At 65.3% G+C, this 12,726-nt stretch carries 13 protein-coding genes and 1 other RNA gene; 6 read left to right on the forward strand and 8 right to left on the reverse strand.

What is annotated here, in order from left to right; all coding sequences use genetic code 11:
• Positions 1 to 3: 3 nt before the first annotated feature.
• A complete protein-coding gene (locus AB0B94_RS18815; RefSeq protein WP_357281173.1) occupies positions 4 to 465 on the reverse strand; it encodes a MarR family transcriptional regulator in 462 nt (153 codons plus the stop codon).
• A 54-nt stretch (positions 466 to 519) separates the two neighbouring features.
• Between AB0B94_RS18815 and AB0B94_RS18820 the strand changes: the two genes are divergently transcribed.
• Entirely contained in the window at positions 520 to 1,752 is a 1,233-nt protein-coding gene (locus tag AB0B94_RS18820; protein WP_357281176.1) for an MFS transporter, read from the forward strand.
• A gap of 4 nt (positions 1,753 to 1,756) precedes the next feature.
• Here the strand turns inward: AB0B94_RS18820 and AB0B94_RS18825 are convergent, their stop codons facing one another.
• A complete protein-coding gene (locus AB0B94_RS18825; protein WP_357281181.1) occupies positions 1,757 to 2,518 on the reverse strand; it encodes a sulfite exporter TauE/SafE family protein in 762 nt (253 codons plus the stop codon).
• Positions 2,519 to 2,644: 126 nt separating this feature from the next.
• On the opposite strand from AB0B94_RS18825, the gene rnpB reads away from it, so the two are divergent.
• Positions 2,645 to 3,060, forward strand: an RNA gene (gene rnpB, locus AB0B94_RS18830) — RNase P RNA component class A.
• A gap of 551 nt (positions 3,061 to 3,611) precedes the next feature.
• Here the strand turns inward: rnpB and AB0B94_RS18835 are convergent.
• From AB0B94_RS18835 to AB0B94_RS18850, 4 genes are all read right to left on the reverse strand, one after another.
• Entirely contained in the window at positions 3,612 to 5,600 is a 1,989-nt protein-coding gene (locus AB0B94_RS18835) for a hypothetical protein (protein ID WP_350860365.1), read from the reverse strand.
• Positions 5,597 to 5,995 (reverse strand): hypothetical protein, encoded by a 399-nt coding sequence (locus tag AB0B94_RS18840; RefSeq protein WP_350860367.1) that lies wholly within the window; start codon positions 5,993 to 5,995, stop codon positions 5,597 to 5,599. The genes AB0B94_RS18835 and AB0B94_RS18840 overlap by 4 nt, the downstream gene beginning before the upstream one ends.
• A gap of 206 nt (positions 5,996 to 6,201) precedes the next feature.
• Positions 6,202 to 7,449 (reverse strand): DUF4297 domain-containing protein, encoded by a 1,248-nt coding sequence (locus AB0B94_RS18845; RefSeq protein ID WP_350860369.1) that lies wholly within the window; start codon positions 7,447 to 7,449, stop codon positions 6,202 to 6,204.
• A gap of 445 nt (positions 7,450 to 7,894) precedes the next feature.
• Positions 7,895 to 8,317, reverse strand: coding sequence for a GntR family transcriptional regulator (locus AB0B94_RS18850; protein WP_350860371.1), 423 nt, complete (start codon positions 8,315 to 8,317; stop codon positions 7,895 to 7,897).
• A 348-nt stretch (positions 8,318 to 8,665) separates the two neighbouring features.
• Here AB0B94_RS18850 and AB0B94_RS18855 point away from each other — a divergent pair, with 348 nt between their 5' ends.
• From AB0B94_RS18855 to AB0B94_RS18870, 4 genes are all read left to right on the forward strand, one after another.
• Positions 8,666 to 9,196: a hypothetical protein gene (locus tag AB0B94_RS18855; protein WP_357281196.1), complete on the forward strand. Its 531-nt coding sequence runs from the start codon at positions 8,666 to 8,668 to the stop codon at positions 9,194 to 9,196.
• A 91-nt stretch (positions 9,197 to 9,287) separates the two neighbouring features.
• Positions 9,288 to 9,533 carry a precorrin-4 C11-methyltransferase gene (locus AB0B94_RS18860; protein ID WP_357281199.1) on the forward strand — a complete coding sequence of 82 codons (246 nt, stop codon included), beginning with the start codon at positions 9,288 to 9,290 and terminating at the stop codon, positions 9,531 to 9,533.
• A 133-nt stretch (positions 9,534 to 9,666) separates the two neighbouring features.
• On the forward strand, positions 9,667 to 10,488 hold the full coding sequence (locus AB0B94_RS18865; protein ID WP_350860377.1) for a GntR family transcriptional regulator: 822 nt from the start codon (positions 9,667 to 9,669) through the stop codon (positions 10,486 to 10,488).
• Positions 10,476 to 11,252 carry a glycosyltransferase gene (locus tag AB0B94_RS18870; RefSeq protein ID WP_350860379.1) on the forward strand — a complete coding sequence of 259 codons (777 nt, stop codon included), beginning with the start codon at positions 10,476 to 10,478 and terminating at the stop codon, positions 11,250 to 11,252. The genes AB0B94_RS18865 and AB0B94_RS18870 overlap by 13 nt, the downstream gene beginning before the upstream one ends.
• On the opposite strand, the gene AB0B94_RS18875 is transcribed toward AB0B94_RS18870, so the two are convergent.
• Both AB0B94_RS18875 and AB0B94_RS18880 read right to left on the reverse strand, forming a co-directional pair.
• Positions 11,236 to 11,679 carry a hypothetical protein gene (locus AB0B94_RS18875; protein WP_350860380.1) on the reverse strand — a complete coding sequence of 148 codons (444 nt, stop codon included), beginning with the start codon at positions 11,677 to 11,679 and terminating at the stop codon, positions 11,236 to 11,238. The two genes, AB0B94_RS18870 and AB0B94_RS18875, sit on opposite strands and share 17 nt — an antisense overlap.
• A 51-nt stretch (positions 11,680 to 11,730) precedes the next feature.
• A complete protein-coding gene (locus AB0B94_RS18880) occupies positions 11,731 to 12,615 on the reverse strand; it encodes a DUF4231 domain-containing protein (protein WP_350860382.1) in 885 nt (294 codons plus the stop codon).
• Positions 12,616 to 12,726 lie beyond the last annotated feature (111 nt).

Here is a 12,726-nt window from a genome sequence, read left to right on the forward strand (position 1 = left end):
GGGTCAGCGGGAGCGGTTGCGGTTCACCAGGGCCTGGTTGAGGCGTCCCAGCAGCCGTGCCAGGGTCTCCCGGTCATCGGTGGTCCAGTCGGCCAGCATGTCGCCGTAGAGCCGGGTGCGGGCGGCCTGGACGGCGGCCATCCGCTGGAGGCCGGCCGGGGTGGGGGAGATGACGGTGCCGCGGCCGTCGGACGGGTCCGGGGTGCGGGTGATCAGGCCGTCGCGCTGGAGCGCGGAGACCTGTCGGGTGACTGTCGAGCCGTCCAGGTTGAGTCGGGCGGCGAGCGCCGAGACGTTCTGCGGGCCGGCATCGGCCAGGTGGCGGAGGATGACGTACGCCGCGCGGTCCAGCACCCGGTGCTCGGCCGTGCCGGTGGCCCGCCGGGTGGCCTCGCCGAAGCGCATCAGCAGGGCCACCTCGGTCTCGATCTGGCCGAGGGTGCTCTCGTCACTGTCGTCGCTCATAGCTGTATGATACAGAATAAATACCTGTACGATACAGCTATCTGAGGAGTCGGAGTGGATCGGCGTTCCGAACCGAACCGCAGTGCCATCTACGCCACCACACTGGTGGCCTTCCTCGCCATCGCCGGCATCGCCGTCGTCGACCCGATCCTGCCCGCCATCGGCGAGGCGATCGGGGTCACCGCCTGGCAGGTCGAGCTGCTGTTCACCGCGTACATCGCGGTCATGGCTCTCGGCATGATCCCGGCGACGCTGGCCAGCGGGCGGTTCGGCTTCAAGCCGGTGCTCATCACCGGCGTCTCGGTTGTCGGCCTCGCCGCGATCCTCGCCTCGTTCAGCGACAACATCGTGCAGCTCTCCGTGCTGCGCGGCGTCTGGGGGCTGGGCAACGCGATGTTCTTCGCCACCGCCATGGTGGTGCTGGTCAACCTGGCCGTCGACCGGGAATGGGTGGTGGGCCTCTTCGAGACCGCCCTCGGCCTCGGCTTCGCCGTCGGACCGCTCATCGGTGGCCTGCTCGGCCAGGTCAGCTGGCGGCTGCCGTTCTTCGTCTGCGGCATCTTCATGGTCCTCGCCCTCGGCGTGGCCTCCCGCAAACTGCGCGAACCCACCAACCGGCAGGCCCCGGTACGCGTCGGCCAGATCTTCACCACCTACCGCCGACCGGCGTTCATCGCCCTCTGCGTGGTCACCGCCGCGTACAACTTCGTGTTCTTCGTGGTGCTCGGCTACACACCGCTCTTCCTCGGCCTGGACGTCATCCCGCTGGGGCTCGCGTTCACCGGCTGGGGCCTCGGCCTGGCCGCCGGCATCATGGTGATCGGTCACCGGCTGGCCCACCGCATCGGCGCGGTACAGACCGTCGGCGTGGCCATCGCCGGGCTGCTGGTCTGCATGGTCCTCTTCGCCACCTCCACCAGCACCGCCGAGGCGCTCGTGGTGCTGGTGCTCGCCGGACTCTGCATGGGGCTGGCCAACGCCAACCTCACCGACCTGGCGCTCGGCCTCGGCTCCAGCGACCGGCGCGTCGCCACCGGAGCGTTCAACCTGGTCCGCTGGGGTGCCGCCGCGCCAGCCCCGATCATCTCCGGCAAGCTCGCCGAGCAGTCGCTGTCGCTGCCGTTCTGGGTCGGCTTCGGGGTGCTCGCCGTCGGCGTACTCGTCTACCTGGCCTTCGCCCACCTGATGGCCGCCGGCTACGGCGAGCGGGTGCTCTGGTCCCGCTGGAACCGCGCCGCCGCCAGCGCCGAGAACACGGCCGAGGAGCCGGTCGGCGAGGCGTACTGACGCGTCAGTTCAGGGCGCGCCAGAGCAGGTAGAGGCCGATCGTCGTGCCGAACACCACGATCACCGTCTTGAGCACCACCGGCGGCAGCCGACGGACCAGGCGGGCGCCCGCGTACCCCCCAATCAGGGTGGCCGGCGCGACCACCGCGACGGCCGCCCAGTTCAACGGGCCGAACACTGCGAACACCACGAGCGTCGTGCACCCCACCACCGCGGAGAGCAGATTCTTGATCGCGCTCACCCGGGCCAGTGTCGCGTCCAGCACCAGGGCCAACCCGGCCACCAGCATCACCCCGAGGGCCGCACCGAAATAACCGCCGTACACCGCACCGAGCGCAACCATCGTCTGCACCGTCACCGTCCGCCGGCGTGGCGTCAGGTCCCGGGGGTGACCGACCAGGCGACGCAGCGGGTCCTGGAAGGCCAGGACCGCTGTCGCGCCGAGGACCAGAAACGGTACGACCAGCTCGAACGCGCGGGCCGGAGTCGCCAGCAGCAGCAACGCCCCGAGGATCGTGCCCACAATGGTGGTAGGCACCAGCGTGGCCAGCGCGCGGGGGCGCGGCAGATCCTGCCGGCTACCCGCCACGCTGGCCAGGTAGCCAGGGAACACCGCGACGGAGTTGCTGACGTTCGCCGGCACCGGAGGCAACCCGATCGCGATCATCGCCGGAAAGGTGATCAACGAACCGCCACCGGCCACCGCGTTGACAGTGCCAGCGGCGAGACCGGCGGCGAGCAGCAGCGCGGCGTGGGAGAGATCCATAGCCCCACGAGGCTAGCCGTCGCCTCACGGGACGAATTCGCCGGATCGTTCTGAGCTGCGCGATCTTGCCCAGGCGGGGCGGCAATACCGGCAGCACGCTCGTCGTTAGGATGAGAGCGCGACGGACGAGTCGACCGGGCGGCCGCGTCGGCGGGCTTCGGCCCGCCGCCGAGGAACGTCCGGACTCCACAGGGCAGGGTGGTTGTTAACGGCAACCCGGGGCGACCCGCGGGACAGTGCCACAGAAAACAGACCGCCGACCCCAACGGGGACGGTAAGGGTGAAACGGTGGGGTAAGAGCCCACCAGCACCCCGGGTGACCGGGGTGGCTCGGTAAACCCCACCCGGAGCAAGGCCAAGCAAGGGCCGTCACCGCAAGATGACGACCCGGCGCAGACGCTTGAGGGCTGCCCGCCCGATGTCTGCGGGTAGGCCGCTGGAGCCTGCCGGCAACGGCAGGCCGAGATGGATGGCCGCCGCCGGCGCAAACCCCTCGGGGTACGCGCCGCGCACAGAATCCGGCGTACAGGTCGACTCGTCCGTCGCCCACCAGCTCAGAGCCGCGATCAAGGCTCTGAGCTGGTTCTATGTTCGGGCGTCGATGGTCGTAGTTGGTCAACTTTGGCCGGCGTTTGACGCCCTGACGACGTCCTGACGCCCTGGAGACGCCCTGAGTCTTGGGTCAGTAGACCGCCAACTCGGCGCGGCACATCGCCTCGTCCTGGCGGCCGTTCGGTGGCTTGGTAGGGCTCCTGCGCGGTGCCGTTAGCTGTCGTGTGCCCGGCACGTCCTGGCGGCGGTGCTCCTGGCGAGGCTCGGAGACGCGGTGGCAAGCCAGTCCCGGGGTTGGACTGGCGCGGCAGCCGGAAGCCCCGTCCACGCGATCAGGCCGACCCATCGGCTTCCGTCACGGGCTCGTTGGAGCTGGTCCCCTTCCGATTGGCGGGGCGGTGTCCCGGCGGCTGTCGGTGGCTCACCGCCCCGGTGCCGAAGGCGACCGGGGCGGCTTGCCGCCGGCCGGGCTTGCCGCCTCGCACCGCGCGGAGCGCGGTGCCTTGATCCGAAACAGAGAAATTCGGCAAGACTCCCTCCCTTACGGCCCGACGTCGTCCGGCTCGGATCTTGGTGGAGGATCTGGAATTCGAATGAGACGATCCTCTTGGGTCAGCTCAAGGGCGACACGTTCAACGAGCTCAACGATAATTTCGCGGGACAGCTCATTGTCAACCGCAACGATTTGTAGTGCGCCTCGATATAGGTCGTCAGCCGCTACCTTGCTGAGAAGTCGGTAGGCGTCACGAATGCGGTCGAAACTCAAACCCTCTTGTCCGCTGTTTGCTGAGATCCCATCCAGAATGAGAAGCCCGGGCAGTGGGAGATTTCGGTCGATCGCCACAGTGTGGTGAGCGAGCGCGTGTGCAATGTTGACAAGTGTCTTGAGGCCTTGACTGGATAGTTCGTCGAAGCTGCGGCCGGATACCTCGGGCAGGTACGTTTTCCGGTTTATTTTGACCGTAAGTTCTTGGCCGAGGTCTGGGATGCGCAATTGCTGGAGATATTCGAGCATCCGTTTCTCGAGGGCTTTAACGTTCTCTTCCGCATCGTATCGAGAGAGTTCACGCTCACTTATGCGAAGCCTGATATCTTCTTGCTGAGCCTCAAGTTCATCGCGGCTGGCGAGTTGTTGTGTGTGCCGTCGGATGAGGTCGGCATATTCACGGAGGCGTTTGATATCGGCCTCAAGCTGAGCTTGGCGGCTGGCTAAATACTCGATCTGTGTAGCGCGATCGGAGACGAAGGCTTGGGTGAGTTGGTCGAGGTCGTCGGCCAGCTCGGCGATGAGCTGGTCGAGCCGGGTTGCCTCGTACGCCAATCTGTCGAGAGCGCGCTGGCGTCCTTCGAGGACCTCGTTGGTTTCCGTAATCTGACTCGCGATGCGGTCCTGCTCGCTCAGTAGCTCGGCTTCGGAGGGCGCAGGCCGCGGCTGTTGCAGGCACAGATAGCATAGGTGCGGATCGGTCCTTGCTGGTTCGATATCGTTACCGCAACGCGGACAGACTACGAAGTCGAAGTCTACAAGCCATTCGCCGGCTACGATAGCGCGAGTGAGTCGGGCGGACTGACTATTCAGCTGCCTGACCAGATCGCTGAGATCCTTGATCTGCGCCTGGAGTCGAGACATACGATCCGCGAGGTCGGCACGACGGCTGCGTGCGGCGAGCAGGTGTTCTCGCGCCTGCTGGACGCCAGGCACGTCGGCTACTTCGCTTCCGATAGCTCGGCGTTGTTCAACGACGTGATCGAGCTCTGTCGTGCTGGCCGCCAGTTGCAAGTCAAGGGTGGCGAGGTCCGCGAAGGGGGTGTCCTTGAGAAAGTGGGTGCGGACCTCAGCATCGTGTTCGAGGGAGTCCAGTTGTCGTTGCAAGTGGCGCAGTTGGGAGTTGAGGCGGGCGACTTCGGGTTCGTAGTAGCCGTAGGCGATCTCGAAGACCCAGCGCCGTTTGACGTCGCGGTAGTGTCGCTTGTGTCCGAAGACCTCAGTGTCGAGTTCGTCGCCAGTGATGATGCAGTATCCAAGCCAGTCGGTCATGGTGACTGGGCTCTGCACACCGGTGGGGTCAGTTCGGGCTTGAGGAACGCTGATTACTGGAATGTTGAGTCGGTCGAGCAGAAAGGTGCTGTAGGTGTGAGTCGAGCGGGCAACGGGGAGCCGTATTGATAGGGCTTCACGACCGGGCTCGTTCTCGTCTTCGCTGATCTCGACGAGTGCGTCACTGGTAGTGGTGCGGGGCCGATAGATCTTCCATGCGCGGTCGCCGAGCATGACGTGCCCACGGATGGCGTCGACGTAGTCGACTTCGGGTGGTAACTCCTTGGGCATGGTGCCGAGCAGCGCTCGGATCAGGCGGATGAAGGTGGTCTTGCCGGTGGTGATGTCGCCGACGATGTGGTTGAGGCCTGCATTGAAGGTGACTTCACGGCCACCACCTACAAGATCTACTTGCAATAGTTCGAGGCGATTTGGGTGAACCGGTTGGCGCTCGGTTTCCGGTTCTGGCGGGGTCGTGATGGGTCGGCTCACGTCAGATCCTCGTGCCATGCGGCGTCAGCGATCTCGGGTAGTTCGTACAGGTAACTTTTGAGTGTGTTTCCGGATTTGTCGAGGTGGCGGCGTAGGAGGGCTAGGCGTTGGTTGATGTCGTCGAAGCTGCCGTCGGCGCGCAGGTTGGCTGCGAGTTCCGCGCCGGTGTTAGTGGTGCGGTAGCCGAAGCCGTTGCCTAGGGGGGCTACTACGACGAGGCTACGGCCGATGAGGGATCCGAGGACAGCGTAGTAGGAGGGATCCCATGGGCCGTAGCGGTAACGCATCATGCGGGCGTCGAGAGGCGCTTCGTTGGGATCGAGTTGCTCGATCTCGTCAGCACTGACGCCCCGGGAAAGCAGAACGCGGCGTAGTTGGCGCGGATAACGGAGCAAGAAGTCAAGCTTGGCTAGCTTGACCCGGCCCTCGAGGTATCGGGATTGGCCTCGGGCTTTGCGACTGAAGGAGTCAATGAGCAGGAGGACTCGCGCCTCGGCTTCGCGTGAGGGCCGGAACCGGGCGCGCGGTGATTGGTCCGGGTACAGCGCCGACGGTCCTCCGCGCCTGGGCGGGGCGCCGGCCGCAGATCTCGTGCTGGGAATCACGAGAGACCCCAGTCGAAGCGGCAGAGGTCGGACAGGTGGCCGAGGTACCCGAAGATGAGTTCTTCGTCCTGGTGGAGCAACGGTTTCCGGTCGCATTGGGCGAGATCGTGGGGGCGGGCACGCAAGTCAGCGGCGATAAATTCGGCGGGGCGGCCGGCAGCGACGGGGTTCCCAACGGCAGAGAGCTTGATGCGAGTAGAGGTAGCTTGGGCCATCCGCAGCACGCGACGGGCTAGATCCTCTAGTTCGGGCTCTGCACTGTCGCGACTGGCGAGTAGGAGTTGACGCTCGACTTCCACGGTGGCTCGCAGTTCCTGAACATCTTCGATGAGCGTTGTGCTGGCACCTGCAGCTCTCATCTTCAGTTCCATTAGCGATGTTGCGGTTCCATTAGCCATGCGCGCGAGGAGTTGGTGTTGTCGTTCGCCGGGTAGGGGCGGGGTGAGTGCGGTGAGCATGCTGCGACTAAGAGTTTGGTTGTGTATAGGCTCAATGTCTGACCAGCCGGGCTCTCCTGGACGCGGGAGGTCGTGACTCACGTGCGGGAGCGTTCCGGCCAAGATCGCTTGTATGGATGCCGGCTGACTAGTGCCAGCAGTTTGTGCTGCGCTTGCGGCGCTGAGAAGCCGTTCGTAAAGGTGCTGCACTTCCTGATGAGACAGCGCGGGCCACAGGGCTGACATCTCCCACATCGCCACCTTGTCGATATACATTTGGGTGGGCTGCCCGGGCTCGATGACTAGGCGCTGCAGGAAGTCGTCCACCCAGGCTCTAATGAGGCCGTGTGCGACGAGGCGGCCGCGGACGTCGTTGCTTGCTGTGGTGGGGTCACGCACGAAGCTAGCGGTGTCCGCCTTCGGTGCCGTCGTGCCTTCAAGCCAAAGTTCGTAGCTGTAGAGTTCGTGGCACTTGGCTTTGCGCGCGTTGACGTACGACCGGACAAGCGCGTCAAGTCCGCTTTCGCACATGGCGACGACGCTCCACGAGCCCTTGTCACGGGTCTTGAGCTGGATGAGGCGGACCCTGTCGGAGTGGACAAGGGCAAGGTCCTCGATCTGCTCACAGACGGCAAAGGCAGGCCCGTCTTGTTCCCGCAAGCAGGTCAGCCACTGTCGCACTACTTGCTTTGCCTGCCAGATGTAGCGGGCGAAGGTATCGAGTCCGGTGGGGTCGTTCGTGACTTTGGCGATCGCGGCGAGGTTGCCAAGGCCGGGAGTGGGCTCTTGCTTCGTTGCGTCGGTCACCCGAAAGACACTCCCACCTAGACGACGTCGAGGGCCAAACCCGTATCACGGGGGGTGGTGGTCCTACTACTCAGGGAAACGATGTTAACGGATGTGTTCGGTGCGGGTCGACCCGTCGTGCCCGGTCTGTTCGGCTGGTCTTGTGCATGCCGGGCCGGTCCTCGACGAGCCGTTTAGATGACGGTTCCTGGCTCGCCGTTCTGGTAGCCACGCTGAATCGGTCCTTTAAAGCAGCGCCCTACCGGTCGCTGCCTGCCATCCCGTCTGCACGGACCCGCACTCCTGTGGAGTGGTCTGCTGAGTCTGCTGCACCGATGGGTGACAGTTGACCTGCTCGGCTTGCCTGGGTCGGTGGCAGGCGGGATGGCCTAACGCAACCGCCCGCGGACCGCGATCCGCCGACGGAGCTGCAGCCATCTCGAAGGTAGAGAAGGTGCGCGCTGTCCTACTGCCCCGAGCGGCGTAGCCGGTAGCTTCTGACGACTGATTCGACAACTCCGTTGCGTCGGTTGACGCGCTGCTGTCCGATCAGCGTCGCGCCGACCTCAACGCCGAAGAGGGCTGCGAGCTCCGGGTCTGCGGCGATCTCGCATTGGCCGGTGTCTGGCTCGACGGTCCGTTCCGGGCCGTGCTCGTTGGCGATTGGTCTCGCGGATGTGCCACGCCCGTGCTCGGTGGTCGCTAAGCCTTCCTCGCGTAGGACGGCTATGGCTTGACGGACGGTGCCACGACTCGCCCGGAACTCAAGCGTGAGGGCACTCTCCGTCGGCAGAAGCGCGCCCGGCGGGATGCTGCCGCTTTCGATGCGTTTCCTGAGTTGGTCCGCGATGACGCGGTAACGGGGCTGTCCGTAGTGCGGGGTGGGCACCGGGTCACCGTACCTGGCACTTGTCGTATCAAGTGTCAACCAGGAGGCACGTTTCGATGTCTAGACAACTCATCCACTTGTAGGTACGTTTCCGAATGTGCGGCTGGGGTGACGGCTCGTATCAGGGGTGGTGTTGCGCTGCTCCTGGTCGCACGTGATGCGCGGCGTCCTGTCGGACCGGTTGCGGTAGCTGCGCGTACAACCTGGCTCGGCGATACCCGACCCGTCTGCGTCGGACGGTGCGCCGTGCCCTCATCCGGACCGGTGGCCGGCTGCGTGCCTGCGTTGCTGACCACCGGTCCGGCCTATCCGTGGAGGTGCGATGTCTGGCTCTCATCGTCGGCGGCGTTGGTTCTCGATCTGGAGGTCCCGCAGGCGTCCGCCGTCCAGTCCCGGCGGGAACGCGGCTACCTCGGGCCGCTGTACGCCCTGCCTGACGCCGTTGCAGGCGTGGGCCAACGCGCCGACCCGGAAACTGCCGGTGCTGAGAAGTGCGCCGCTGATGACACCGGCCCAGATCTACCGGGGCAACGGTGGGCGGTGGGTGCGGTGAGCAACGCGGGCAAGCTGACCAGTGGCAGCCACCCGGCATGGTGTGCTCCCGACCGATGTGGCCACCTGGTGCCGCCGCTGATGGCCCACATGCCGCGTCGTCACCGTGGCGCGATGCACCGCCTCGGCGAGAGTCGGCAGAGCGGCCAGGTCGTCACGTACCTCGTCGGCTCCGACGCTCGCGTGCCCCTGGTCGCGGTGCACGTGACGAGCCGGGGCGGGATCGCCTGGGTGGAGCTCTCCCCTTCGCAGGTTGCCCAGCTGATCGGGCAGCTTCGTTCCTTGTTGGTGCAGGCCGGTACCCGAATGGAGGCCATCGGTGACTGAGCCCGAGGCCACGAACGAGCGGGGACCGACTCCGTCCGCGAATACCGCAGACTGCCCGAGCTGGTGCCGGGGCTGCGGCCAGAACGATCCGATGCATCGCGGGCTGCTGCGGACCATCGGCCGGGAGCGAACCGGCTGGATCAGCGTTCAACTGCTGGCCGACCGGTTCCTGCGCCGCGACCTGGCCGTGAAGCTCGACGCCAGCCGCAGCGGCGTCACCGAATCGATCCTGCTCTCCGGAACTCAGCTCGACCGGCTCATCTACGAGCTGACCTATGCCCGCCTGGTGATGATGACCAAGGGGCAACCTCTGGAGGGGTGCCATGAACACCGCTGAGCGTCGGCCCGTCGGACGGATGCCCTCGCCGAGCGCCCGGCCCGTGAAGCGGCCAGCGGCCGTCGTGCCTCCGGTGCCGGAGCGGCCCGCAGGGGGGACCGCCTGGCAGACGTTGGAACGTCTAGGGGGTACGGTGACCGGTGTGCAAGGCCGGGACTGGCGCCCTCGTTACCTGCAACTCGCGGAAGAGTTGCGGGCAAAGATCGTGGCCGGAGAGCTGGCCCCCGGCACGCTAATGCCGAGCGAGACCGAGCTGGCCGACTCGTCCGGCCTGTCGCGCACCAGCGTCCGCAACGCCATCCGACAGCTCCGCGAATGGGGCCTGGTCCGCGCGGAGCAGGGGCGCGGTACCTACGTACGGGCACCCCGTCAGCGGGTACGGCGTCGCAACGCCGAGCGCTACCAGTGGGAGAAGGACCGGGCGCTGCTCGACGAGTCGGAGCGGCTGAAGACCGGGGCCACCGAGCACGACACCGGCCTGACCGTCGATGACCTGAAGTTCCACGCCGAGTACGCCCGCGTGGAAGCGGATTCGGACATGGCGGCGGCCTTGCAGGTCGAGCCCGGTACGCCGTTGCTGCGCCGTGTGTACTGGACCACCTCGCGGCACGAGAACGCGCCGCTGACCATGTCGTACTCCTATCTGCCGTACGACCTGGTGGCCGCGAACCCGGACCTACTCGACGCGGGCAAGGAGCCCTGGCCGGGCGGCACTCAGCACCAACTGCACACCCTCGGTGTAGAGGTGGACCGGATCGACGACGAGATCCGTGCGCGCCCGCCGTCGCCGGACGAGGCCGAGTTGCTGGACATCGACCCGGGCGTCTCGGTGCTCACCGTGCGCAAGACCTCGATCGACACCAAGGGCCGCGTCGTCGAGGTTGCCGACGTGGTGATGCCGGGGGACCGGACGGAATTGGTCTACTCCCACAAACTGCAACGGTGGAAAACTTGACGCAGCTCGTCTCGGTCATCACGCCAGTCCACGCGCCCAGCATCGAACACCTGACCGGCGCGTATTACTCGTTGGTCAAGCAGGAGATGCCTGACGGGTGGGACTGGCAGTGGCTCGTCCAGGAGGACGGGCAGACCGGCGCGCTGAACGGTGTCCTGCCGGACGACCCTCGCATCAGCATTGGCGGTGGTCGTCCCGGCGGGCCAGGTGTTGCCCGTACCTCCGCTCTTTCCCGTGTCGCCGGGCAACACGTCAAGGTGCTGGACGCGGACGACCAGCTGACTCCCGGTGCCCTCGCCCGGGACATTGCCGCTTTCGAGGCGCATCCGCACATCGGCTGGACAACTTCCCGCGTCCTGGACCTGATGCCCGACGGGTCTACTCTCGGCTGGGACAAGGACCCGGAAGGCGGAACCATCGCCCGCGGTGCCGTCCTGGCCTTCTGGCAGGCGAACGGTTACCGCTCCCAGGTTCACCCCGCCACCCTGTGCATCCGCCGGGATCTGCTCCTGGCCCTCGGCGGCTGGATGGCGCTCCCTGCCTCCGAGGACACCGGCCTGCTCCTGGCGGCGAGCGCGATCAGCGACGGCTACTTCACCCGTGAACACGGCCTGCTCTACCGCAAGTGGCCTGGCCAGGTCACCAGCCAAGCCGCCCACCGCGAACCCGTCGAGTACGAAGGCCGGATGAAGATCATCGAGGCCAGAGCCGAAGCCCTGGCCTCGATGCTCCCGAACGGGCTGCCGGTCACTCCTGCGGCGTAGCCTCGTGCCCCGGCATCCCATGGGTGCGCCGTCGCTCCTTCATCTCCGCCTCGTAGATATGCCGCCGACCGCCGGCTAACTTGTCCCGGGCGTACCGCTCGACCTCCTGAAAAGCCGCGTAGTAGCCGTCGTCGAACTCCTCCATGATCTGGAAGGTCCAGCGGCCTGGTAGGACGTTCCGGCCTAGCAACTCCCGCTCTACCCGGTCGGCGACCTCGTCGTGCCCCGCCTGCCGGAGCAGCTCGACGACACGGTCAAGGGTGAGGTCCGCCCCGCCGACGAGCTGATGAGCGGCGTATAGGTGACCGCGCACCCGGTGGATTGTCTCCAACGCCTTACTCAGTTCGCCTAGCCCCTCGACTGTGGCGTCATCAAGGGAGTCTGGCCGTGAATGCAATTCATCGACAGATACGCGTGTCGCTTCCATAGGTCTCCTCTACCCCTGTGAAGGGTCTTGCTAACCCGACATCGGCCGATGCTAGCGCTCCTCGCGTTGGCCGGGGGATTGTTCAAGCTGCAACTCACGCTTACGCTGCTCATCCCGCAATCGTTCGACATTCTCGGCAAATAGCCGCAGGCGTGCCGCTTCTGCTTTGGTGCCTGCGTCGGATTTCGGATCTCCGGTTTCGGCGTCGCCTGCGCCGTATTCGCCTAGGCGGAACTGGGTTGCGTTGTAGTGCTTCTCGATCTCGTCTGCTGTGGATTGCAGGTTGTATCCACGCTCCCGGAACTTGAAGTAGGCCGCGAGTCCTGCCGTAATGCTGATGAAGGCTGTAAGGCCGGTAGAAACCCAGCTCAGCGGGTGCTCGCCTGCCATTAGGGCAGTTGTAGTCGAAGCGCTGATAGAGCCGATGATAATAATTGCCTGGACCGTATTGTGTGCTCGCAGATTCCGGGTTGCCCGTCCCCGGAATTGTGTAACGATGTCTTGGGATGCTTCGCGATAGATTCGCAGTGATTCGAGTGAGTCGGAGGGTATTCTGGCAGCGGCACTTTGGCGATCATGGTTTAGGTTCCGTACCTCCACGTCGAACTCGACGATCCGTCGACGGTTTTTGACTGCGAGATTTCCTGCTGCAATGCATAGCACGAGAAGCGCTATGAGTCCGACGTATCTGGTCACGACAGGTTGGTCGCGCCAAAGTCCGATAACCACAGAATAGGCGAGGAGTGCTACTAGCGTGAATGCGGAGAGTAAGACCAGCAAGTAGGCGAACTGCGCGGATCTGGCTGAACGCAGCCGGTCGACAGCTAGCTCGTATTCCTTGCCGAGTTGCCGGTACTCCTCTTGGGTGTCGGCCGGGCTTTCGTGGTACTCGCTCCTGCTTGCCTGATCGTTTGAGTCGCCTTGAGGGGTGGTCACGGGCTCTCCGTACTCTCTGCGTTGCTAACCGTGATGAGCCAGGCAGTATCGCTCGGTCCACTGTGGCCTACCAAGACTTTGTCGCCTTCACGTCGATGCGTCGCCGGGTAT

Source organism: Micromonospora sp. NPDC048986 (genome assembly GCF_040649335.1).
Classification (GTDB): Bacteria; Actinomycetota; Actinomycetes; order Mycobacteriales; family Micromonosporaceae; genus Micromonospora; species Micromonospora alfalfae.

What these genes read in the sequence shown, in the direction of transcription:
- AB0B94_RS18815 (WP_357281173.1), bottom strand. Translation starts at nt 465, where the DNA reads ATGAGCGACGACAGTGACGAGAGCACCCTCGGCCAGATCGAGACCGAG.
- AB0B94_RS18825 (WP_357281181.1), bottom strand. Translation starts at nt 2,518, where the DNA reads ATGGATCTCTCCCACGCCGCGCTGCTGCTCGCCGCCGGTCTCGCCGCT.
- AB0B94_RS18860 (WP_357281199.1), top strand. Translation starts at nt 9,288, where the DNA reads ATGCATCGCGGGCTGCTGCGGACCATCGGCCGGGAGCGAACCGGCTGG.
- AB0B94_RS18875 (WP_350860380.1), bottom strand. Translation starts at nt 11,679, where the DNA reads ATGGAAGCGACACGCGTATCTGTCGATGAATTGCATTCACGGCCAGAC.